This is a genomic window from Variovorax sp. J22P240 (assembly GCF_030316855.1).
Classification (GTDB): Bacteria; Pseudomonadota; Gammaproteobacteria; order Burkholderiales; family Burkholderiaceae_C; genus Variovorax.
Map to the genome: position 1 here is coordinate 1,115,265 of NZ_JASZYR010000001.1, position 21,934 is coordinate 1,137,198.

19 protein-coding genes are annotated in these 21,934 nt (G+C 64.8%); 14 read left to right on the forward strand and 5 right to left on the reverse strand.

Annotated features, from left to right (window positions below; translation table 11 throughout):
* Positions 1 to 54 precede the first annotated feature (54 nt).
* The 4 genes from QTI24_RS05375 to QTI24_RS05390 all read right to left on the reverse strand — a co-directional run bounded on the left by QTI24_RS05375 (position 55) and on the right by QTI24_RS05390 (position 3,727).
* The gene (locus QTI24_RS05375; protein ID WP_286598822.1) at positions 55 to 1,260 is read right to left on the reverse strand and encodes a branched-chain amino acid ABC transporter substrate-binding protein; all 1,206 of its coding nucleotides are present in this window, start codon (positions 1,258 to 1,260) and stop codon (positions 55 to 57) included.
* Between the two features lie 123 nt (positions 1,261 to 1,383).
* Positions 1,384 to 1,800 carry a hypothetical protein gene (locus QTI24_RS05380; RefSeq protein WP_286598824.1) on the reverse strand — a complete coding sequence of 139 codons (417 nt, stop codon included), beginning with the start codon at positions 1,798 to 1,800 and terminating at the stop codon, positions 1,384 to 1,386.
* Complete coding sequence (locus QTI24_RS05385; protein ID WP_286598826.1) at positions 1,800 to 2,237, reverse strand: DNA polymerase III subunit chi; 438 nt, start codon at positions 2,235 to 2,237, stop codon at positions 1,800 to 1,802. The genes QTI24_RS05380 and QTI24_RS05385 overlap by 1 nt, the downstream gene beginning before the upstream one ends.
* Positions 2,234 to 3,727, reverse strand: a complete 1,494-nt coding sequence (locus tag QTI24_RS05390; RefSeq protein ID WP_286598829.1) for a leucyl aminopeptidase — start codon at positions 3,725 to 3,727, stop codon at positions 2,234 to 2,236. Before QTI24_RS05390 ends, QTI24_RS05385 begins: the two co-directional genes overlap by 4 nt.
* 21 nt (positions 3,728 to 3,748) lie before the next feature.
* Here QTI24_RS05390 and lptF point away from each other — a divergent pair, with 21 nt between their 5' ends.
* From lptF to QTI24_RS05420, 6 genes are all read left to right on the forward strand, one after another.
* Positions 3,749 to 4,852, forward strand: a complete 1,104-nt coding sequence (gene lptF, locus QTI24_RS05395; protein ID WP_286598830.1) for an LPS export ABC transporter permease LptF — start codon at positions 3,749 to 3,751, stop codon at positions 4,850 to 4,852.
* Positions 4,849 to 5,955: an LPS export ABC transporter permease LptG gene (gene lptG, locus QTI24_RS05400; RefSeq protein WP_286598831.1), complete on the forward strand. Its 1,107-nt coding sequence runs from the start codon at positions 4,849 to 4,851 to the stop codon at positions 5,953 to 5,955. The genes lptF and lptG overlap by 4 nt, the downstream gene beginning before the upstream one ends.
* A 4-nt stretch (positions 5,956 to 5,959) precedes the next feature.
* On the forward strand, positions 5,960 to 6,328 hold the full coding sequence (locus QTI24_RS05405; protein ID WP_286598833.1) for a sirohydrochlorin chelatase: 369 nt from the start codon (positions 5,960 to 5,962) through the stop codon (positions 6,326 to 6,328).
* 63 nt (positions 6,329 to 6,391) lie between these two features.
* Positions 6,392 to 7,333 carry a CysB family HTH-type transcriptional regulator gene (locus tag QTI24_RS05410; RefSeq protein ID WP_286598834.1) on the forward strand — a complete coding sequence of 314 codons (942 nt, stop codon included), beginning with the start codon at positions 6,392 to 6,394 and terminating at the stop codon, positions 7,331 to 7,333.
* Positions 7,330 to 8,496 (forward strand): pyridoxal phosphate-dependent aminotransferase, encoded by a 1,167-nt coding sequence (locus QTI24_RS05415; RefSeq protein WP_286598835.1) that lies wholly within the window; start codon positions 7,330 to 7,332, stop codon positions 8,494 to 8,496. Before QTI24_RS05410 ends, QTI24_RS05415 begins: the two co-directional genes overlap by 4 nt.
* A gap of 110 nt (positions 8,497 to 8,606) precedes the next feature.
* Positions 8,607 to 8,765 (forward strand): DUF3309 family protein, encoded by a 159-nt coding sequence (locus QTI24_RS05420; RefSeq protein WP_286367752.1) that lies wholly within the window; start codon positions 8,607 to 8,609, stop codon positions 8,763 to 8,765.
* A 78-nt stretch (positions 8,766 to 8,843) separates the two neighbouring features.
* Here the strand turns inward: QTI24_RS05420 and hrpA are convergent, their stop codons facing one another.
* The gene (gene hrpA, locus QTI24_RS05425; protein ID WP_503011217.1) at positions 8,844 to 12,632 is read right to left on the reverse strand and encodes an ATP-dependent RNA helicase HrpA; all 3,789 of its coding nucleotides are present in this window, start codon (positions 12,630 to 12,632) and stop codon (positions 8,844 to 8,846) included.
* Between the two features lie 136 nt (positions 12,633 to 12,768).
* Here hrpA and argA point away from each other — a divergent pair, with 136 nt between their 5' ends.
* The 8 genes from argA to QTI24_RS05465 all read left to right on the forward strand — a co-directional run bounded on the left by argA (position 12,769) and on the right by QTI24_RS05465 (position 21,926).
* Positions 12,769 to 14,115, forward strand: coding sequence for an amino-acid N-acetyltransferase (argA, locus tag QTI24_RS05430; RefSeq protein ID WP_286598837.1), 1,347 nt, complete (start codon positions 12,769 to 12,771; stop codon positions 14,113 to 14,115).
* Positions 14,116 to 14,149: 34 nt separating this feature from the next.
* Positions 14,150 to 14,554: a hypothetical protein gene (locus QTI24_RS05435; RefSeq protein WP_286598838.1), complete on the forward strand. Its 405-nt coding sequence runs from the start codon at positions 14,150 to 14,152 to the stop codon at positions 14,552 to 14,554.
* A gap of 9 nt (positions 14,555 to 14,563) precedes the next feature.
* Entirely contained in the window at positions 14,564 to 15,763 is a 1,200-nt protein-coding gene (gene dapC, locus QTI24_RS05440; RefSeq protein WP_286598839.1) for a succinyldiaminopimelate transaminase, read from the forward strand.
* Between the two features lie 8 nt (positions 15,764 to 15,771).
* Entirely contained in the window at positions 15,772 to 16,596 is an 825-nt protein-coding gene (dapD, locus tag QTI24_RS05445) for a 2,3,4,5-tetrahydropyridine-2,6-dicarboxylate N-succinyltransferase (RefSeq protein WP_286566283.1), read from the forward strand.
* A 71-nt stretch (positions 16,597 to 16,667) separates the two neighbouring features.
* Positions 16,668 to 17,816 (forward strand): PilT/PilU family type 4a pilus ATPase, encoded by a 1,149-nt coding sequence (locus tag QTI24_RS05450; protein WP_286598840.1) that lies wholly within the window; start codon positions 16,668 to 16,670, stop codon positions 17,814 to 17,816.
* 16 nt (positions 17,817 to 17,832) lie between these two features.
* On the forward strand, positions 17,833 to 19,011 hold the full coding sequence (dapE, locus tag QTI24_RS05455; RefSeq protein WP_286598841.1) for a succinyl-diaminopimelate desuccinylase: 1,179 nt from the start codon (positions 17,833 to 17,835) through the stop codon (positions 19,009 to 19,011).
* A complete protein-coding gene (prmB, locus tag QTI24_RS05460) occupies positions 19,008 to 19,871 on the forward strand; it encodes a 50S ribosomal protein L3 N(5)-glutamine methyltransferase (protein ID WP_286598843.1) in 864 nt (287 codons plus the stop codon). The genes dapE and prmB overlap by 4 nt, the downstream gene beginning before the upstream one ends.
* Before the next feature lie 27 nt (positions 19,872 to 19,898).
* On the forward strand, positions 19,899 to 21,926 hold the full coding sequence (locus QTI24_RS05465) for an ABC-F family ATP-binding cassette domain-containing protein (RefSeq protein ID WP_286598845.1): 2,028 nt from the start codon (positions 19,899 to 19,901) through the stop codon (positions 21,924 to 21,926).
* The last annotated feature ends 8 nt before the right edge of the window (positions 21,927 to 21,934 follow it).

A 21,934-nucleotide genomic window follows, 5' to 3' on the forward strand; every position in this document is an offset into this window, starting at 1 on the left:
ATGAAAAAAGGGCCCGAAGGCCCTTTTTTGTTTTCAGCATGAAGCAGCAGTTGCTCAGCGCACCACGGCGATTTGCGTACGCGCACCGTTCTTGTAGGTGTACAGCGTCAGCGCACCGTTCTTGATGTCGCCCTTTTCGTCGAACGCGATCGGACCGGTCAGGCCCTTGTATTCGACCTTGCTGACTTCAGGCAGGTACTTTTCGGGATCCGACGAACCGGCCTTTTCCATCGCGGCGGCCAGCACTTGCACGGCGTCGTAGACGTACGGCGCGTAGATCTGGACTTCAACACCGTTCTTTTCCTTGAACTTGGTCTTCCAAGCATCCAGCGGAGCCTTGAAGTCGCCGTCCACACCACCGGCTTCAGCACACACGACCATGTCTTCGCCGATCGCGTCACCAGCCAGCTTGGCCAGTTCGCCGGTGCACAGGCCGTCGCCGCCCATGAACTTGACGTTCATGCCGAGTTGCTTGACTTGCTTGAGCATCGGGCCGCCGACAGCGTCCATGCCGCCGAAGAACAGAACGTCGGGCTTGGCGCCCTTCAGCTTGGTCAGGATGGCGTTGAAGTCGGTCGACTTGTCGGTCGTGAACTCGTGGCCGACGATGGTACCGCCGGCAGCCTTGGCGGCCTTCTCGAATTCTTCGGCAACGCCCTGGCCGTAAGCGGTACGGTCGTCGATCACGGCAATGTTCTTGCCCTTGAGCGTTTCGACTGCGTACTTGCCCAGCGTGCCGCCAAGTTGCGTGTCATCAGCCACCACGCGGAACGTGGTCTTGAAGCCCTGACGGGTGTACTTGGGGTTGGTTGCCGATGGCGAAATCTGCGGAATGCCAGCGTCGCTGTAAAGCTTGGAGGCCGGGATCGTGGTGCCGGAATTCAAGTGGCCCACAATGCCGTTGACCTTGCTGTCGACCAGCTTCTGGGCCACTGCGGTGCCTTGCTTCGGATCGGCTGCGTCGTCTTCGGCGAGCAGTTCGAACTTGGCAACCTTGCCGCCGATTTTGATGCCCTTGGCATTGAGGTCTTCGACGGCCATGCGTGCGCCGAACTCGTTGTCCTTGCCGAGGTGGGCGATGGCGCCGCTGGTCGGTGCAACGTGACCGATCTTCACGACGAGCGCGTCGGCCGGAGGTGCTGCCGGTGCCGGCGCCGCTGCAGTCGGTGCGGGAGCAGCGGGTGCCGCAGCCTCTTCCTTCTTGCCACAGGCCACAAGCGCGAGAGCAGCCAGTGCGACCGCAGTCCATTTCAATTGCATGGGAAACCTCCAGAACATTGATAAATAGAGTTGAAAACCGGTCTTTCGATCCGGGCGCGAAGACCGAGCAAGTATCGCGCCGCGGATGCGCAGCGCCCTCGCGCATTCGACCCGGCGCGCAGTTTAGCCCAAGGATTGCGGGCCGAAAGCTGGCGTAGACCCTGTGTTCTCGGAAAGCTCGCGGGCCAAAGCTTCGCTCACCAGCGCACGCAAAACCGCTTCGATTTCGGCGCGAAGACCAGGGATCATCCTGTCGAGGTGTTGCTGAACGGCAGCTGACACCGCATCGCTCACGCGCTCCTCTAGCGACAGGTCGACGCGCTGCAGAACGCGGTGCAGCAATTGCTCTTCGAGTCGGAAGGCCTCGGCTTCCGAGAGTTGGGCCTGAGGCGTCAGTGCGACCGCTTGTGAAGGCTCGATCACGGCGGGCTCCGGCGGCTCCTCCGGTGTAGCTTCTTCGGCGACGCGCCCTGCTTCGGGCGGCAGTTCGAGCACTGTCGTCAGTGTCGGCACGAAGCGTGGCGGGGTGCGCTGGGTCATCAGCTTGCGCTCCCGCCGTAAGGGTGGGTGCGAATGGCATACCCACGGTCCTTGTAGTGCCGCCAGCGCGTGCGGCCCGCGAGCTTGTCGGCATCGTCGCTGCTGACGATGTCGATCAGCCGCTCGAAGCGCTCGAACCTCACGGGCAGTTCGGCGCCGAGATTCACGAGGATGGGCCGGTCGGGCAGCGAGGCCTCGCCACTCTCGGCCAGCACCACCGGCGTTCGCGCAACGATGTGAGCGTCGTCGTCGATACGGCAGTGCGGGATGAACTCGGTCGGCATCAGGGTCCACAGCGCCTGGTCGATGGCGTCCAGCGTCGCGCCGTCGGCAACAACCACAAGGCGCGCGCCATGCGCGGCGACCGCCTTGCGAAGCAGCCGGCAGGCGTAACCCACCTTGTCCGGCATGTTGTAGTGGCCGTCGATTTCCGTCACGCCGCCGACCGGGCCTTCCTGGCCTTGCGCGCTGGCGACTTGACGTCGCCCTTCCAGCTCTGGCCCAGCAGGTAGTTCAACAGCAGGCCCACGGGACGACCCGTGGAGCCCTTCGCCGCGCCGCTCTTCCAGGCAGTGCCTGCGATGTCCAGGTGCGCCCATGGAAAGTCGCCCGTAAAGCGCTGCAGGAACTTGGCAGCGGTGATCGCACCGCCCGCACGGCCCGCAATGTTGGCGACGTCGGCGAAGTTGCTCTTCAGGCCCTCGGCGTAGTCTTCGTCCAGGGGTAGGCGCCAGCAGCGATCCTGGGATTCTTCGCCGGCCGCGGCCAATGCGCCCGCGAGTGCGTCGTCGCTCGCGAACAGGCCGCTGCGCACACCGCCCAGTGCCACCACGCAGGCGCCTGTGAGGGTCGCGATGTCGATCACGGCGGCGGGCGCGAACCGCTTGGCGTAAGTGAGCGCATCGCACAGGATCAGGCGGCCTTCCGCATCGGTGTTCAGCACCTCGATGGTCTGCCCGCTCATGCTGGTCACGACGTCACCCGGCTTTACCGCGCGGCCGTCGTTCATGTTCTCGCACGAGGGCACCAGGCCAATCACATTGATGGCGGGCTGGATGTCTCCAAGCGCGCGGAACACGCCCAGCACGCTCGCGGCGCCGCACATGTCGAACTTCATCTCGTCCATCTCGGCAGCGGGCTTGAGCGACACGCCGCCGGTGTCGAAAGTAATGCCCTTGCCGACCAGAACGACCGGCGGCTGGTCCTTAGGTGCGCCGTGGTAGCGCAGTACGATGAAGCGCAGTGGTTCAGCCGACCCCTGAGCGACCGCGGAGAACGCGCCCATGCCGAGCTTGGCGACTTCCTTGGGGCCAAGGACTTCGCACTTGATGTTCGGCAGTTCGGCCAGTTCCTTGGCTGCATCGGCAAGCAGCGCGGGAGTGCAGTAGTTGCCCGGACGGTTGCCCCATTCCTTGGCGAGTTCGATGCCCGCGACGGTCGCGGTGGCTTCATCGAAAGCCTGGCGCAGCGGCCCCGCATCCGTCACGCCGATGCTCAGGTGGCGAATCGTCCGGGTCTCGGCCTTCGACTTGGTGGTGATGAAGACATAGCTGGCGTCGGCCGCCGCGATCACCGCACCGCCGACACCGGCCGCGTCCGCAGCCTGCGCGAACACGATGGCCACGCGCTTGGGACTCGACCCCTTCGCCGCGTTGACGGCCGCGATCACGGTTGAACGGACCGACGACGACTTGCCGTCCCCTACCGACGCCAGCACCACGCGCGGCGCGGTCACGCCGGCCGGACGATAGAGCGCGAGCAGCTTGCCGGCCTTGTCCGGCATGTCACCAGACTTGCGGGCGTCGGCGATCAGTGCAGAAAGCGCATCCTTGGAAGTGGTGGATCCGGACGCCGCGAGCACGATGAGGACATCGCATTTTTCCGTGGCAGCCTGGGCGATGGAGAGAGTCTTGAGTTGAAAGTCCATAATCCTTTTTTTCCCTCGACGATGTTATTCCATTCCTCTATACGCAAGGAGCTGTCGCGCAGCTTCGGGGCCACGCTGGTGGTTCTGGTCACCATCGTGATGACGATGATGCTGATCCGCACGCTCGGCCTGGCGGCCAAGGGCAGCGTGAATCCCTCCGAGGTCTTCCTCGTGATGACCTACACCGTGCTCGGCTACATGCCGACGATCCTGGGGCTTTGCCTCTTCATCTCGATCGTCGGCACGCTCTCGCGCATGTACCGCGACAGTGAGATGGTGATCTGGTTCTCCGCCGGGCGGGGCCTGGCCGAGTTCCTGCGCCCGCTCTACCAGTTCGCATGGCCGATCCTGCTGCTCATCGCCGTGTTGGCGCTGGTCGGATGGCCCTGGGCCAACTCGCAGACGCAGGGCATGCGCCAGCGCTACGAGCGCCGCAGCGACATCGAGAGAGTCGCACCGGGCGAGTTCCGCGAGTCGTCCGGACGCCTGCGCGTGTTCTTTATCGACAAGGACACGCCTGACAGCGCCACGGCCAACAACGTCTTCATCTCCTCGATCGAACGGAATCTCCAGATCATCACGTCCGCACGCAGCGGACGGATGGAGGACATCGACGGCGTCCGCTACCTGCTGCTGAACAACGGGCAGCGCCTGGAGAGGCCCCTCACGCCGGACGGCATCAAGATCAGCGAATTCGAGACCTACGGCGCCAAGGTCGGCGGCCGCCTGGACAGCTCGCCGGACGCCGCTCCGGTGCGCACCCGCACCACGTTGACGCTGCTGCGCGACCCCAACCTCGTCAACCGAGGCGAGCTGGCCTGGCGCATCGGCATGCTGTTCGCTGCGGTCAATTTCGTCCTGCTGGCGTTGACCCTCTCGAGCGTGAACCCGCGCGTGGGACGCAGCGGCAACCTGCTCTTCGCGCTGTTCGCCTTCGTGGTCTACTACAACATGCTCAACCTGGGCCAGAACTGGGTTGGCTCGGGCCGGTTCAGCATGGGCGGCTTCATGCTGGCCCTACATGGCGGCGCGCTCCTCATCGGCGTGCTCTGGCTGGCGAAACGACATTTCAACTGGGGCCTCCCGTCGCGTCGCGCCCGAACTGCTACGACACCCCACGCGTGAAAACAATCCGTCGCCTGATCTACGTCGAGGTGGTGAAGGCCGTTGCCTTCGTTGCCCTCGGCTTCCTGAGCCTGTTCTTCTTCTTCGACTTCGTCGACGAACTGCAATCGATCGGCCGCCCCGAAAGTCTCGGCTACGGTGCCGGACAGGCACTGGTCTACGTGACGCTCCTGATCCCGAGCCACCTCTACGAACTGTTGCCGATCGCGGTGCTGATCGGCACCATCTTCGTGATGGCGAGACTTGCGCAGAGTTCCGAATACACGATCCTGCGCACCAGCGGTCTCGGCCCCTGGCGCGCATTGCGGACGCTGCTGTTGCTGGGGCTCGGCTTCGTGGTGCTGACGTTTGCGATCGGCGACTACATCGCACCGGCCTCGGACCGGACAGCCCAGTTGCTCAAGGCACGCTTTCAGAACGTCTACTCCTTCGTCGGGAACACGGGGGCCTGGCTGAAGGAGAGGCAAGGCGAAAACTCCTACGCGGTCAACGTCGCCACCATGTCGCGCAATGGCATGCTGAAGGATCCGCGCATCCTCGAGTTCGGACCGAACGGCTTCATCCTGTCGCAGGTGGCAGCTGCCTCCGCTCACACCGACGACGGCCACTGGACGCTGGTCGACGTGGAGCGCCAGGAGTACGACACGCGCGGCCCCGGCGAACCCCGCATCGTCACGACCAAGATTCCCATGCTGGAGTGGCCGACCTCGCTGACCACTGAAATGGTGTCGGTTGCCCTGCTCCGTCCGGATCGCATGCGCACGCTCGACCTGTTCGAATACATCCGCCACCTCGAAGCCAACGGCCAGACCGCGCAGCGCTATGAGATCGAGTTCTGGCGCAAGGTGTTCTACCCGCTGTCGTGCCTGGTGATGGTCGTGCTTGCGCTGCCCTTTGCGTACCTGCATTTCCGTCAGTCCGGAATCACGACCTATGTGTTCGGGGGCGTGATGATCGGCATCAGCTTCTTCCTGCTGAACAACGTCTTCGGCTACCTGGGAAACCTCGGCAACTGGTGGCCGTGGATAACGGCGGCCGCACCCGGCCTGATCTATTCGGTGATGTCGCTGGCAGCGTTCAGCTGGCTGGTGCTGCGGCGCTAATTCCATGGCTGCGCTGCAAGGCATCGTTCTTTTTGCGCACGGATCGCGCGACGAGCGATGGCGCGCGCCGGTGGAGGCAGTCGCCCGGCGGGTCGCTGAATTGGGTCCTTCGGTCAAGGTCGTTTGCGCCTACCTCGAACTGATCGAGCCCGACCTGCGCACGGCGACCGCCCGGCTGATCGCAGACGGCGCGGGTGCGATCCGGGTCGTGCCGCTCTTCCTCGGCATGGGCAAGCATGTGCGCGAGGACCTGCCCCGCCTGCTGGACGAGTTGCGTGCATTGCATCCGACGGTCGACTTTTCGCTGACGCGGGCGGTGGGCGAAGAGCCCGAGGTGATCGAACTGCTGGCAAGAAAGGCGTTGGAATCCTGATTTCCCGGTGATTTTCATAGACTCCGAAGGCATAATGAATGCCGAAATAAGACGGAATCTGTTATGAATCTTCACCAGTTCAAGTTTGTCCAGGAGGCGGTTCGGCGCAACCTGAACCTGACCGAGGCAGCCAAGGCGCTGCACACCTCGCAACCGGGCGTCTCCAAGGCCATCATCGAACTCGAGGAAGAACTGGGCGTGGAAATCTTCGCCCGGCATGGCAAGCGCCTCAAGCGCGTGACCGAACCCGGCCAGCACGTGCTCGCCAGCATCGAACTGATCATGCGCGAGGTCGGCAACCTGAAGCGGATAGGCGAACAGTTCAGCGCGCAAGACAGCGGCACGCTCTCCATCGCGACCACCCACACGCAAGCGCGCTACGTGTTGCCGGTGCCCGTGGCAAAGCTGCGCGAGGCCTATCCGAAGGTAAACGTCAGCCTGCACCAGGGTTCGCCCGATCAGGTCGCTCGCATGGTCATCGACGAGATCGCGGAGATCGGCATCGCCACCGAATCGCTCGCCGACTACACCGAACTCGTGACGATGCCCTGCTACGAGTGGCAGCACGTGCTGGTGCTGCCCAAGGGCCACCCGCTCGCCGAGAAGGAGCGCATCTCGCTCGAAGATCTGGCCAGCGAGCCGATCATCACGTACCACCCGTCGTTCACCGGCCGCACGCGCATCGACCATGCCTTTGCGCAGAAGAAGCTCACGCCGCGGATTGCGCTGGAAGCTATCGACTCCGACGTCATCAAGACCTACGTGCGGCTCGGGCTCGGCGTCGGCATCGTGGCCGAGATGGCAGTGCGCGACGACTCCAACGCCGATCTGATCGTGCGCCCGATGGGGCATATCTTCGGCGTCAACATCGCGCGCGTGGCGTTCAAGCGCAGCGCCTACCTGCGCAACTTCGTCTTCAAATTCGCCGAGCTGCTCTCGGATCGGCTCGACCGCAACCTGATCGCCAAGGCCTTGAGCGGTCACAACCAGGATTACGAACTGTGAGCACCGTGACCGCCCGTACCCCCGACATCCAGACCAAGCTGCCCGCCGTCGGCACGACCATCTTCACCGTCATGTCGGCGCTGGCCACCGAGAAGAATGCGGTGAACCTCGGCCAAGGCTTTCCGGATTTCGGCTGCGACCCGAAGCTGCTGCAGGCCGTGACCGACGCGATGGCGGCAGGCCACAACCAGTACCCGCCGATGCCGGGCATCCTCTCGTTGCGCGAGGCGGTGGCTTCGAAGATCTCGACGCTGTACGGGTACAGCTACGACGCGCAGACCGAGATCACCGTCACGGCGGGTGCCACGCAGGCGATCATCACAGCGATCCTTGCGGTGGTGCGTCCGGGAGACGAGGTCATCGTGCTGGAGCCCTGCTATGACAGCTACGTGCCCAACATCGACCTGGCCGGTGGCACTGTGGTGCGCGTGCCGCTGACGCCCGGTACGTTCCGCCCGGACTTCGGCAAGATCGCAGCCGCCATCACGCCGCGCACCCGCGCGATCATCGTCAACACGCCGCACAACCCGAGCGCCACCGTGTGGACCGAGGCCGAGATGCGCCAGCTCGAAGAGTTGCTCGCACCTACCGACGTGCTGGTGATCAGCGACGAGGTCTACGAGCACATGGTCTACACCGGCGCGCGCCACGAAAGCGCCTCGCGATTTCCCGGGCTGGCTGCGCGAAGCTTCATCGTGAGCAGCTTCGGCAAGACCTATCACGTGACCGGCTGGAAGGTCGGCTACGTGGCCGCGCCGGCTGCACTCACGGCCGAGTTTCGCAAGGTGCACCAGTTCAACGTGTTTACCGTCAACACGCCGATGCAGCACGCACTCGCGAGCTACATGGCCGATCCGGCGCCTTACCTCGAACTGCCCGCCTTCTATCAGCGCAAGCGTGACCTGTTCGCGGCGGGCCTCGCGAAGACGCGACTCAAGCTCTTGCCTAGCGGCGGCACCTACTTCCAGTGCGTCGACATCAGCGAGGTGAGCGACCTGGGCGAGTCCGATTTCTGCCAATGGCTGACGAGCGAGATCGGCGTTGCGGCCATTCCGTTGTCGGCCTTCTACGGCGACGGATTCGACCAGCGCGTGGTGCGCTTCTGTTTCGCCAAGAAGGACGAAACCCTGCAAACGGCCATCGACCGACTGGCGCGACTCTGACACGAATGGTAGGAGAGTCCTGACCGTCGGAGGGGGCCCCTTCCGGCGCTGGACCCGACGCGCGGCACCGACCATGGACTCCTCGAAACATTTCGCGCTAGGAGAAGTCCATGTCTCTCTCGTTGATTCTGCTGATCGTCCTCATCCTGCTGCTGGTGGGCGCACTGCCGAGTTGGGGCTACAGTCGCGGCTGGGGCTATGGTCCGAGCGGCGGCCTTGGCCTGGTGCTGCTGGTCGTGATCGTGCTGCTTCTCATGGGGCGGATATAAATACAAGCGCCTTCCGCGCTCCCAATGAAAAAGCCCGCCTCCGCGGGCTTTTTTTCGTCTGCAAGCCAAAGCCGCTCTTCAGCTTTCGAGTTGCACCCAAAGCTTGTCGAGCCGCTTGACGCTGACCGGCTGCGGCGTGCGTAGTTCCTGCGCGAAGAAGCTCACACGCAACTCTTCCAGCAGCCAACGGAACTCGCTCATCCGCTCGTCCACCGCACCTTTGCGTTCGGCCAGCAGTCGCCAGTAGCGCTGCTCCTGCGGGCGAAGCTCCGCCAGCCGCTGCGCATCGCGCGCCGGGTCGCCGCGAAGCTTGTCGAGCCGCAACGTGATCGCCTTGAGATAGCGCGCGAAATGCTGCAGGCGTGGCCATGGCGTGTCGGCGATGAAGCGCTTGCCCATCAATCGCTGCAGCTGCTGCGCGGCATCGGCGGTGGCCGTGGGCTGAACCTTGGTGTCCTTGATCTTGCGCGCTGCCTGCGTGTATTCGGTGAGGATCATGCCGGCCAGCCGCGCGACCTCGTTCGCGATCAGCGTGAGCCGGCCGCGGCCTTCCTCCACGCGGCGCTTGAAGCCCGCTTCATCGGACGGCAGCGGTTCCTGCAGGAAGGCGCGCTCCAGCGCCACGTCGATGACCTGCGCACGGAGTTCCTCGGCGGTGCCGAGCGGCATGTACGCGACGGCCATCTTCTGCAGATCCGGGATGTTCTTCTCGAGGTACTTGAGGGCATCCTTGAGTTGCAGCGCGAAGAGCCGCCGCAAGCCGCTTCGGTGCTTCGCGGCCGCAACGGCGGGCTCGTCGAACACTTCGATCGTGACCGCATCGCCACCGTCCAGCAGCGCCGGAAAGCCGATCAGCGATTGCGCGCCGCGCCGGACCTCCATCAATTCCGGGAGTTCGCCAAAGGTCCAGGCGGTGTAGCGTTGGCCGGCAGGCAATGATGGCGTCGCGGGCTCGTCCGACGGGGCCTTCACCGATGACTGCGCTCCCGCACCTGCGGATTCGGTTGCCGCGGGCTTCGCGGACGCCTTGACGTTGAGCCCGGCCAGCGCCTGGAACGCACCGCGCGCCTGCGCGCCCAACTCCGCCTTCAAGGCGCCGAGGTTGCGCCCCATGCCGAGCTGGCGGCCGTGTTCATCCACCACGCGCAGGTTCATGAACAGATGCGGCGGCAGCATGTCGAGTTTGAAGTCGGCACGCTTCACATCGAGGCTGGTCTGGTCGCGCACGCGCTTAAGCAAGGCGTCGGTGAGCGAGCCGTGGCCGAAGACTTCCGGCGCCGCAAGCAGCTCGCTCAGGCGAGCGGCCGATTCGGGCAGGGGCACCAGTCGGGCTCGCGGCTTCTGCGGCAGGCTCTTGAGCAGGGCCTGCACTTTGTCCTTCAGCATGCCGGTCACCAGCCATTCACAGCGTTCTTCGCTGACCTGATTCAAGACAAAGAGCGGGACGGTGACCGTCAGACCATCTTTCGCGTCGCCCGGCTCGTGGAGGTATGTCGCCGCGCAATCGACACCACCCAGCCGCAGGGTCGGCGGGAACGATTGCGTCGTGATGCCGGCCGCCTGGTGCCGCATCAGTTCGTCGCGCGTCAGGTAAAGCAGACGCGGCTGCGCCTTCGACTCCTGGCGGTACCAGTTCTCGAAGGTGATGCCGCTTGCGACATCCGGCGGCAGCTGGGCGTCGTAGAAGGCGTAGATCAGTTCGTCGTCGACCAGTACGTCCTGCCGCCGCGACTTGTGCTCCAGGCCCTCGACCTCCCGCACGAGCTTGCGATTGGCTGCGAGAAAAGGCAGCTTGCTTTCCCACTGGCCGCCGACGAGCGCTTCCCGAATGAAGATCTCGCGCGCAGCGACAGGGTCGACCTTGCTGAAGTCGACGCGCCGCCCGCTGTACACCACGAGGCCGTAGAGCGTCGCGCGCTCCAGCGCCGCGACCTGAGCGCCCTTCTTCTCCCAGTGCGGATCGAGCAACTGCTTCTTGAGCAGGTGCCCGGCGACTTGTTCGAGCCACTGCGGCTCGATGTTCGCGATGCCGCGGCCGAACAGGCGCGTGGTTTCGACCAACTCGGCGCAGACGATCCATCGGCCCGGCTTCTTCTTCAGATGCGCGCCCGGATGGCGGTAGAACTTGATGCCGCGCGCGCCGAGGTAGGCCTCGTCGTCCTCGAGCTTCCAGCCGACATTGCCGAGCAGGCCCGAGAGCATGGAGAGGTGCAACGGCTCGTAGCCCGCGGGCTCGGCGTTGATGCGCCACTTGTGTTCCGTGACGACGGTGAGCAACTGCGAGTGGATGTCACGCCATTCGCGCACGCGACGGATGTTGACGAAGTTCTGGCGCAGCAGCTGTTCGTATTGACGGTTGCTGAGCTTGTGGCTGTCGCCGTGCCCGCCGCGCGAATCCTGAATCCATTTCCAAAGCCGCAGATACCCGCTGAACTCGCTCTTCTCGTCATCGAACTTCGAATGCGCCTGGTCAGCCTGCTGCTGCGCGTCCATGGGCCGATCGCGAACATCCTGCACGGACAGGGCGCTGGCGATCACCAGCACCTCTTCGAGCGCACCACGCGTGCGGGCCTCCAGGATCATCCGGCCGACGCGCGGATCGAGGGGCAGTTTGGACAGCTCGACGCCCGTCGGTGTGAGTTCGTTCGCGTCGTCCACCGCGCCCAGCTCGTTCAGCAGTTGATAGCCATCGGCGATCGCACGCCGCTGCGGCGCTTCGAGAAAAGGAAAGCGCTCCACGTCACCCAGGTGCAGCGACTTCATCCGCAGGATCACGCCCGCGAGCGAGGAGCGCAGGATCTCCGGATCGGTGAACCGTGGCCGGTCCTCGAAGTCCTTCTCGTCGTAAAGCCGGATGCAGATGCCGTTGGCCACCCGGCCGCAACGTCCCGCACGCTGGTTGGCCGCCGCCTGGCTGATCGACTCGACCAGCAGCTGCTCCACCTTGCTGCGGAAGCTGTAGCGCTTGACCCGCGCGGTGCCGGCGTCGATGACATAGCGGATGCCCGGCACGGTGAGCGAGGTTTCGGCGACGTTGGTGGCCAGCACGATGCGGCGGCCCGTGTGGCCGTCGAAGATGCGGTCCTGCTCGGCCTGAGACAGGCGCGCGAACAGCGGCAGCACTTCGGCGCTGCGCATCAGGGGCTGGTGGCTCAGGTGCTTGCGCAGATGATCGGCCGCTTCCCGGATCTCACGCTCGCCGGGCAGGAAGATCAGGATGTCGCCCGCGTTGTGCGGATCGCGCCAGAGTTCGTCCACGCCGTCGGCGATGGCGTCGTTGAGGTCGTAGTCGCGTGATTCCTCGAAGGGCCTGTAGCGCTGCTCGACCGGAAACGTCCGGCCCGACACCATGATGACGGGCGCCGGCCCCTTTACGGATGCGAAATGCTGCGCGAAGCGATCCGCATCGATCGTCGCCGAGGTCACGATCACCTTCAGGTCCGGCCGGCGCGGCAGGATCTCTCGCAGGTAGCCCAGGAGGAAGTCGATGTTCAGCGAGCGCTCGTGCGCCTCGTCGATGATGAGCGTGTCGTAGGCCTTGAGGAGTGGATCCGTCTGTGTCTCCGCCAGGAGAATGCCGTCGGTCATCAGTTTGACCGAGGCATCGCGCGACAGCCGGTCCTGGAATCGCACCTTGAAGCCGACCACATCGCCCAGCGGCGTCTTCAGTTCCTCCGCGATGCGCTTGGCCACCGACGACGCCGCAATGCGGCGCGGCTGGGTATGACCGATCAGCCGACCCTTGCCCGGCGGGGCGTTGAGCTTGCCGCGCCCCAGCGCCAGGGCGATCTTGGGCAGCTGCGTGGTCTTGCCCGAACCGGTCTCGCCACAGACGATCACGACCTGGTTCGCATCGATGGCGGCCATGATTTCGTCGCGCCGGGCCGACACCGGCAGGGATTCGGGGAACTCGATTCGAAGTGGAGACGAAGACAAGGCGGGCAGTTCGGGGAAAATCGCCGATTATCTTGCGCCCGGCCTTTCCGCCTCCCCTACCCCGCCAATGTCCACCGTCTTCAACTTCACCTTCGTCCCCTGGTTTCGCTCGGTGGCGCCCTACATCCACATGCATCGCGGCAAGACCTTCGTGGTCGCGATGGCCGGCGAGGCGATCGCGGCCGGCAAGCTGCAAAACATCGCCCAGGACCTGGCACTGATCCAGAGCATGGGCGTCAAGGTGGTGCTGGTGCACGGATTCCGTCCGCAGGTCAACGAGCAGTTGCGCGCCAAGGGCCACGAGGCAAGGTACTCCCACGGCATGCGCATCACCGACGAGGTGGCGCTGGACTGCGCGCAGGAGGCTGCCGGCCAGTTGCGCTACGAGATCGAGGCCGCTTTCAGCCAGGGTCTGCCGAACACGCCGATGGCCGGTTCCACGATTCGCGTCATCTCTGGCAACTTCATCACCGCGCGGCCCGTCGGCGTGGTCGACGGCGTCGACTTCCAGCATTCGGGGCTGGTGCGCAAGGTCGATGCGGCGGGAATTCGCCGCGCGCTGGATTTCGGCGCAATGGTGCTGATGTCGCCCTTCGGCTTCTCGCCCACCGGCGAGGCCTTCAACCTGACGATGGAAGAGGTCGCGACCAGCGTGGCGATCTCGATCCAGGCCGACAAGCTGATCTTCCTGTCCGAGATTCCCGGGATTCCGCTCGACACCAGTTTGCCGGTCAGCGAGGACAACCCGATCGACACCGAGCTACCGCTCGACACCGCGAAAAAGCTTCTGGCCTCGCTCTCGCCGCCGCAGCGGCCGACGGACACTGCCTTCTATCTGCAGCATTGCGTGAAGGCCTGTGAGGCGGGGGTCGAGCGCAACCACATCCTGCCGTTCAGCGTGGACGGCTCGCTGCTGCTGGAGGTGTACGTGCACGACGGCATCGGCACCATGGTGATCGACGAGAAGCTCGAATCGCTGCGCGAAGCGACGGCGGACGACATCGGCGGCATTCTGCAGCTCATCGAACCCTTCGAGCGCGACGGCACGCTGGTGAAGCGCAGCCGCACCGAGATCGAGCGCGACGTCGGCCAATACACCGTGATCGAGCACGACGGCGTGATCTTCGGCTGCGCGGCGCTCTACCCTTACCCGGAAGCGAAGACGGCCGAGATGGCGGCGTTGACCGTGTCGCCCCAGTCGCAGGCTCAGGGCGACGGCGAACGCATCCTGAAGCGCATCGAACAGCGCGCCAAGGCCCAGGGCCTGGAGAGCATCTTCGTGCTGACGACGCGCACCATGCACTGGTTCCTGAAACGCGGCTTCCAGCAGGTCAATCCGGACTGGCTGCCCGAGGCGCGCAAGCGCAAGTACAACTGGGACCGCAAGAGCCAGGTGCTGGTCAAGAAGCTCTAGCTCACGCGGCGCACATCACCCCGAGGAGAACGCGATGTTTCCATGGCTTTGGTTCTGGTCCCCGACGTTGCACTTTCCGTTCAGCGGCAGCGTGGCGCAGCAGATCGAGCCGGATACGAGCTGGTTCTTCGCGGGAATTCCCCCCTCGGCGGGCAATGGCGCGCTGGAGAAGAAGGCTTTCGAGGTCGCCAGCTACGGGCGACAGATCGGCTGGATCACGGAGGTGCTGCTGGCCGACAAGCAATCCAGGACGGTCACCCCGGCACAGGGCGCCAAATCGCTCGACAAGCTCCAGGGGGCCTACGACAAGATCGAGGCCGCCAAGAAGCAAAGCCGTGCCGAGATCGCGGATGCGGCGGCTTCGGCGCTCGCTAGGCTGCGGGAAGCCGACCCCGACGCCTATGACCGCCTGCTGGCGCTCGCGCCCAGACCCCGATAATCCCTGCCCATGAATCCCCTGCTCGCCAAACTGCAGCCTTACCCGTTCGAGCGACTGCGCCAACTCTTCGCGGGCGTCACGCCGAACCCCGAATTCGCCCCCATCAGCCTGGGCATCGGCGAACCCAAGCACCCCACTCCCGCGTTCATCAAGGAAGCGCTGTCCAACAGCCTTGGCGCGCTCGCCGTCTATCCGGCGACGGCCGGCGATCTCAAGCTGCGCGAGTCGTTCACGGGCTGGCTGCAGCGTCGCTACGGGCTGGCGCTGGACCCGGCCACGCAGGTGCTGCCGGTCAACGGATCGCGCGAGGCGCTCTTCGCCCTGGCGCAGACGGTGGTCGATTCCAGCAAGTCGCCGTCGCCCGTGGTGCTGTCGCCTAATCCCTTCTATCAAATCTACGAAGGCGCGGCCTTTCTGTCGGGTGCCGATCCCTACTACGTGCCCAGTGTGGCGGCACGCAACTTTGCCGTCGACTGGGACAGCGTGCCCGCCGAGGTCTGGGCGCGCACCCAACTCGTCTTCGTCTGCTCGCCGGGCAACCCGACCGGGGCTGTGATGCCGCTGGACGAGTGGCAGAAGCTTTTTGCGCTGTCGGACCGCTACGGCTTCGTGATCGCGGCCGACGAGTGCTACAGCGAGATCTATTTCCGCGACGAGCCGCCGCTCGGCGGACTTGAAGCCGCGGCGAAACTGGGCCGCAGCGACTTCCGCAACCTCATCGCCCTCACCTCGCTGTCCAAGCGCAGCAATGTACCGGGCCTGCGCAGCGGCTTCGTGGCAGGCGATGCGGCGATCATCAAGTCCTTCCTGCTCTATCGCACGTACCACGGCAGCGCCATGAGTGGCACCGTCGCCGCCGCCAGCATCGCGGCTTGGAACGACGAGGCCCACGTGGTCGAGAACCGCGCCCAGTACCGCGCCAAGTTCGCCGCCGTCACGCCCTTGCTCGAACCCGTGCTCGACGTTCGCCTGCCCGACGCCAGCTTCTACCTCTGGGCCGGCGTGCCGGCATCGTGGAACGGCGACGACCAGGCCTTCGCCCGCGCGCTCTACGCTCAATACAATGTGACGGTGCTGCCCGGCAGCTACCTCGCCCGCGACGTGGCCGGCGCCAATCCGGGCCGCGGGCGCATCCGGATGGCGCTGGTCGCCGACACGGCCGAATGCACCGAGGCCGCGCAACGCATCGTGAACTTCATCCAGAACTGAGCTTTTCCATGACCCAACAACTCCAGCAGACCATCGACGCCGCGTGGGAAGACCGCGCCAACATCTCCGCCACCAGCGCTCCGAAGGAAGTCCGCGATGCCGTCGATCACGTGATCGCCGAGCTCAACAACGGCCACCTGCGCGTGGCCACCCGCGAGAGCGTGGGCCAGTGGACCGTGCACCAGTGGATCAAGAAGGCCGTGCTGCTGTCGTTCCGCCTCAAGGACAACGAGCAGATGCAAGCCGGCTCGCTGGGCTTCTACGACAAGGTGCCGACCAAGTTCTCGCACCTGTCGGCCGGCGAACTGAAGGAGGCCGGCGTGCGCATCGTGCCACCGGCCGTGGCGCGTCGCGGCAGCTATATCGCCAAGGGTGCGATCTTGATGCCCTCGTACGTGAACATCGGCGCCTACGTCGGCGAAGGCACCATGGTCGACACCTGGGCCACCGTCGGTTCCTGCGCGCAGATCGGCGCCAACGTGCACCTGTCGGGTGGCGTCGGCATCGGCGGCGTGCTGGAACCCCTGCAGGCCGGCCCGACCATCATCGAGGACAACTGCTTCATCGGCGCCCGCTCCGAAGTGGTCGAAGGCGTGGTGATCGAAGAGAACTCCGTGCTGTCGATGGGCGTGTACATCGGCCAGAGCACGCCGATCTACGACCGCACGACTGGCGAAGTCAGCTACGGCCGCGTGCCGTCGGGCTCGGTCGTCATCAGCGGCACGCTGCCCAAGGACAACGGCAAGTACAGCCTGTACGCCGCCATCATCGTGAAGCGTGTCGACGCGCAAACCCGCGCCAAGACCTCGCTGAACGACCTGCTACGCGACTAAAAGGAAGCCGGCCGCCTGAGGGGGCGGCACGGTGGATGCCCGTTTCATAACCACACTGAGGAGAAATGCCGATGAACACGATGGAGCGAATTCTTCGCCTGATGGCCGAACGCAAGGCTTCCGACATCTATTTATCGGCGAACTGCCCAGCGCTGATTCGCATCAATGGCAATTGCATGCCGATCAACGCCCAGGTGCTGCCGCCCGAGGCGCCTCTGAGCCTGCTGTCCGAAGTCGTGCATGCGGACCGCATCGCCGAGCTGGAACGCACCGGCGAGCTCAACATGGCCATCGGCCTCGACGGCGCCGGCAACTTCCGCATCAGCGCCATGCGCCAGCGCGGCAGCTATGCGGTGGTGGTACGGCACATCGCCTCGGTCATCCCGTCCTTCGAGGACCTGAACCTGCCCGAAATCCTCAAGACGCTCGTGATGGAGAAGCGCGGGCTCATCCTGATGGTCGGCTCCACCGGTGCCGGCAAGAGCACGACGCTGGCCTCGATGCTCGACTACCGCAACGAAAACGCGACCGGCCACATCCTCACGGTCGAAGAACCGATCGAATTCACCTTCACCAACAAGAAGTCGATGGTGAACCAGCGTGACGTGGGCAGCGACACGCAATCGCTCCAGATCGCGCTCAAGAACGCACTGCGCCAGGCGCCCGACGTGATCCAGATCGGCGAAATCCGCGATCGCGAAACGATGACCGCCGCAATCGCCTACGCGCAGTCGGGTCATCTTTGCGTGGCCACGCTACACGCCAACAACAGCTACCGGGCGCTGAACCGCATCCTGAGCTTCTACCCAGTGGAAGTGCGCCCCACGCTGCTGGGCGATCTCGGCGGCGCCCTGCGCGCCGTCGTCGCCCAGCGCCTGCTGCGCACGCCCAACGGCGCTCGCGTTCCGGCGCTCGAAGTGCTGCTGAACACCGCGCTGGTCGCGGAGCACATCGGCAAGGGCGACTTCTCGGCCGTCAAGGACGCCATGGAACAGTCCATGGCTGAAGGGTCTCAAACCTTCGAAGAAGACATAGCCCGCCTGATCACCGAAAATCTGGTCACCCGCGAGGAAGGCCTGGCGCAGGCCGACTCGCCGACCAACCTGATGTGGCGCCTGCAGAACCGCAAGGCGCCGCAGACCCGCAGCGAAGAACGCTCCCTCCTCGACCAAGTCGAGGAACCCACCTTCACGGACATCACGCTCGACGTGCGTTTGTGAACCATTTGCCCTTTCGATGTCCCGAACGCTCCAGCTTGCCGAACAACTGATCTCCCGCCCCTCGGTCACTCCCGACGACGCGGGGTGCCAGGAGATCCTCGGCGAACGGCTGGCGCGGCTCGGATTCAGGCTCGAGACCATCGAAAGCGGCCCGACCGACTTTCGGGTGACCAATCTGTGGGCAGTCCGGCCCGGTACCGCCCCCAATGGCGCAGGCCGGACCCTGGTTTTTGCAGGCCACACCGACGTGGTGCCCACCGGGCCACTCGAACAGTGGACCAGCCACCCCTTCACACCCACCCACCGCGACGGCAAGCTCTATGGCCGCGGTGCTTGCGACATGAAGACCTCGCTGGCCGCCTTCGTCGTCGCGATCGAGGAATTCCTGGCTGCGAAGCCGGATCCGCGCCTGACCCTCGCCCTCCTTCTCACGAGCGACGAGGAAGGCCCCGGCGTCGACGGCACTGTCGTGGTCTGCAACACACTGGCCGCGCGCGGCGAGCGGATCGACTACTGCATCGTCGGCGAGCCGACGGCCGTCGAGCGCTGCGGCGACATGATCAAGAACGGCCGGCGCGGCACCATGAGCGGCAAGCTGACCGTCCAGGGTGTGCAGGGCCACATCGCCTATCCGCACCTGGCGAAGAACCCGGTGCATTTGCTCGCGCCTGCACTGGCTGAACTGGTCGCAATCAACGCGTGCGGCGGCTGGGATGCCGGCAATGACCATTTCCAGCCGACAAGCTGGCAGATCAGCAACATCCACGCCGGGACTGGGGCGAGCAACGTGATCCCAAGCGCAGCGGTGCTCGACTTCAACTTCCGCTTTTCGACCGAATCAACGCCCGAATCGCTGCAGCAGCGCGTGCACGCCGTGCTCGACAGCCATGGCGTCGATTACACGCTCACATGGACCGTCGGCGGACTGCCCTTCCTCACGAAGCCGGGCGAACTGGTCGAAGCGGTGCAGCAATCCATCCGCGACGAGACCGGCATCGAGACCGAGCTGTCGACCAGCGGCGGCACCAGCGATGCACGATTCATCGCGAAGATCTGCAAGCAAGTGGTTGAACTGGGCCCCGTGAACGCGAGCATCCACAAGATCGACGAACACATCGCGCTTGCCGAGATCGAGCCGCTCAAGAACATCTATCGCCGCACGCTGGACAGGCTCGAAGCGCTGCTCCTGGTATGAGCACTGTCATCGAACTGATCGAGGCCGGCGCCAAGCAGCTGGCCGACGCGGGCGTTGCCTTTGGCCATGGTACCGACAACGCTTTCGACGAGGCCGTGTGGCTTGTGCTCTGGCGCCTTGGCCTGCCGCTCGATGAACTGGACGGGGTCGCCGACCGCCAGGTATCGCCGGCGGACGCCGCGCGCATCGGCCAACTCTTCACCCAGCGCATCGAGACACGCAAGCCCGCCGCCTACCTCACCAGGGAAGCATGGCTCCAGGGCGTTCCCTTCTACGTCGACGAGCGCACCATCGTGCCGCGCAGCTTCGTTGCGGAACTGCTGGCCGATGGCAGCATCGATCCCTGGCTGGGTGAGCACACGCGCCGTGTGCTCGATCTGTGCACCGGCAACGGCAGCCTTGCGGTGCTGGCGGCAATGACCTATCCGGACATCGCGGTCGATGCGGCAGACCTGTCGACCACGGCGCTCGAAGTGGCAGCCATCAACGTGACGCGGCATCAGCTCGACGACCGCATCACGCTGCTCGAATCCGACGGCCTCGCCGGCGTGCACGGCCCCTACGACCTCATTCTTTGCAACCCGCCCTACGTCAACGCGCAGAGCATGACGGCGCTTCCCGCCGAGTACCGTGCCGAGCCGGAACTGGCCCTGGCCGGCGGCACCGACGGCATGGATTTCATCCGCCGCCTTCTCGCCGAAGCGCCCGCTCGCATGAGCGAGTCCGCCGTGCTGGTGCTTGAAATCGGCAACGAGCGCGCGCATTTCCAGGCTGCTTTCCCGAAGCTCGAAGTGGTGTGGCTCGCCACCAGCGCCGGCGAAGACCAGGTCCTCCTGGTCACCCGCGAATCTCTCCTATGAAATGCCCGCCAACGGGCGGGCAATGAAATGATCACTCTCAAGAACGTCATCCTGCGCCGCAGCGCCAAAGTGCTGCTCGACGGCGCCAGCGTCACCATCAATCCCGGCGAGAAAGTCGGCCTGGTGGGACGCAACGGCGCGGGCAAGTCCACGCTGTTCGCGCTTTTCAACGGGACGCTGCACGAAGACGGTGGCGACTTCTCGCTGCCGAAGCAGTGGCGCATGGCGCAAGTCGCGCAAAACATGCCGGAGACCGACGAGTCCGCGACCGATTTCGTGGTCGGCGGCGACACGCGTCTGGTCGAATTGCGCGATGCGCTCGCTCTCGTCGAGGCTGCTCACGAAGCCGCCCCGGACGACCATGACATTGGCATGGACCTCGCCCACGCCTACACTGACCTGGCCGACGCGGGCGAACACGATGCGGTGCCTCGGGCACAGGCGCTGATCCTCGGGCTCGGTTTCAAGGCACATGAACTCGACCAGCCCGTCAACAGCTTCTCCGGCGGCTGGCGCATGCGCCTGCAACTCGCGCGCGCACTGATGTGCCCGAGCGACCTGCTGCTGCTCGACGAACCCACCAACCACCTGGATCTGGACGCCCTCGTCTGGCTCGAAGCCTGGCTGCAGAAGTACGCGGGCACGATGATCGTGATCAGCCATGACCGCGAATTCCTCGATGCCGTGACCGATGTGACGCTGCACATCGAGCATGCCAAGCTCACGCGCTACGGCGGCAACTACAGCGCTTTCGAAACACTGCGCGCGCAGCAGATGGAATTGCAGCAGTCCGCCTTCGCCAAGCAGCAGGACAAGATAGCCCACCTGCAGAAATTCATCGACCGCTTCAAGGCAAAGGCCAGCAAGGCCAAGCAGGCGCAAAGCCGGGTCAAGGCGTTGGAGCGCATGGAAAAGGTCGCACCGCTGCTGGCGGAGGCCGATTTCAGCTTCGAGTTCAAAGAGCCGGGCAATATCCCGAATCCCATGCTGTCGATCAGCGACGCGAGCTTCGGTTACCTGATCGAAGACGAGCCGCCCAAGACCATCCTGCGCGGCGTCAACCGCTCAGTGTTGGCCGGACAGCGCATCGGCATCCTGGGCGCCAACGGCCAGGGCAAATCGACGCTGGTCAAGACGATTGCGCGCGAAATGGGCGCGCTGGCCGGAACGGTCACCGAAGGCAAGGGCCTCAACATCGGCTACTTCGCGCAGCAGGAACTCGACGTTCTGCGTCCACAGGACACCCCGCTCGAGCACATGGTCCGCATGGCGCGCGAACTCGGCTCCGCCGTCAAGGAACGCACGGGCGAGCAGGACCTGCGCGGGTATCTGGGCAGCTTCAACTTCAGCGGCGACATGGTGAAGCAACCCGTCGGCACCATGAGCGGCGGCGAAAAGGCCCGCCTGGTGCTCGCGATGATGGTCTGGCAGCGCCCTAACCTGCTGCTGCTTGACGAACCCACCAACCACCTGGACCTGGCCACGCGCGAGGCACTTGCGGTGGCGCTCAACGAGTTCGAAGGCACCCTGATGCTAGTAAGCCACGACCGCGCATTGCTGCGCTCGGTGTGCGACGAGTTCTGGCTGGTCGGCCGCGGCGTAGTTGGCGATTTCGACGGCGACCTGGACGACTACCAGCGCTATCTGCTCGACGAAGCCAAGCGCTTGCGCGAGGAAGCCAAGATCGCCACGCGCGATGCAGCCACAGCGGCAGCTGAGATGGCGACACCGCCGCCACCGGTTGCCAGCGCACCGGCACCCGTCCCGACGGAGCCTGCGCCATCAGGCAAGAACCAGCGCAAGCAGGACGCCCAGGACCGCCAGCAGCGCAGCGAACAGGCCAAGCCGATCAAACGAGAACTCGCGCAGATCGATCAACACCTGGCTGCAGCTGCGAGCGAGAAAGCGTCACTCGAAGAACGACTGGCGCAACCGCTGGCTGCCCCGGACATCGCCGAAGCAGGAAGGCGCCTGAAGACGCTGAACGACGAAATCGCCCAGCTCGAAGAGCGCTGGCTGGCCTTGTCCGACAAGCTGGAATCGCTCGCCGTCTGATAATTCAG

What these genes read in the sequence shown, in the direction of transcription:
- QTI24_RS05375 (WP_286598822.1), bottom strand. Translation starts at nt 1,260, where the DNA reads ATGCAATTGAAATGGACTGCGGTCGCACTGGCTGCTCTCGCGCTTGTG.
- QTI24_RS05380 (WP_286598824.1), bottom strand. Translation starts at nt 1,800, where the DNA reads ATGACCCAGCGCACCCCGCCACGCTTCGTGCCGACACTGACGACAGTG.
- QTI24_RS05390 (WP_286598829.1), bottom strand. Translation starts at nt 3,727, where the DNA reads ATGGACTTTCAACTCAAGACTCTCTCCATCGCCCAGGCTGCCACGGAA.
- lptF (WP_286598830.1), top strand. Translation starts at nt 3,749, where the DNA reads ATGTTATTCCATTCCTCTATACGCAAGGAGCTGTCGCGCAGCTTCGGG.
- QTI24_RS05405 (WP_286598833.1), top strand. Translation starts at nt 5,960, where the DNA reads ATGGCTGCGCTGCAAGGCATCGTTCTTTTTGCGCACGGATCGCGCGAC.
- QTI24_RS05410 (WP_286598834.1), top strand. Translation starts at nt 6,392, where the DNA reads ATGAATCTTCACCAGTTCAAGTTTGTCCAGGAGGCGGTTCGGCGCAAC.
- QTI24_RS05420 (WP_286367752.1), top strand. Translation starts at nt 8,607, where the DNA reads ATGTCTCTCTCGTTGATTCTGCTGATCGTCCTCATCCTGCTGCTGGTG.
- hrpA (WP_503011217.1), bottom strand. Translation starts at nt 12,632, where the DNA reads ATGGCCGCCATCGATGCGAACCAGGTCGTGATCGTCTGTGGCGAGACC.
- argA (WP_286598837.1), top strand. Translation starts at nt 12,769, where the DNA reads ATGTCCACCGTCTTCAACTTCACCTTCGTCCCCTGGTTTCGCTCGGTG.
- QTI24_RS05435 (WP_286598838.1), top strand. Translation starts at nt 14,150, where the DNA reads ATGTTTCCATGGCTTTGGTTCTGGTCCCCGACGTTGCACTTTCCGTTC.
- dapC (WP_286598839.1), top strand. Translation starts at nt 14,564, where the DNA reads ATGAATCCCCTGCTCGCCAAACTGCAGCCTTACCCGTTCGAGCGACTG.
- dapD (WP_286566283.1), top strand. Translation starts at nt 15,772, where the DNA reads ATGACCCAACAACTCCAGCAGACCATCGACGCCGCGTGGGAAGACCGC.
- QTI24_RS05450 (WP_286598840.1), top strand. Translation starts at nt 16,668, where the DNA reads ATGAACACGATGGAGCGAATTCTTCGCCTGATGGCCGAACGCAAGGCT.
- dapE (WP_286598841.1), top strand. Translation starts at nt 17,833, where the DNA reads ATGTCCCGAACGCTCCAGCTTGCCGAACAACTGATCTCCCGCCCCTCG.
- prmB (WP_286598843.1), top strand. Translation starts at nt 19,008, where the DNA reads ATGAGCACTGTCATCGAACTGATCGAGGCCGGCGCCAAGCAGCTGGCC.
- QTI24_RS05465 (WP_286598845.1), top strand. Translation starts at nt 19,899, where the DNA reads ATGATCACTCTCAAGAACGTCATCCTGCGCCGCAGCGCCAAAGTGCTG.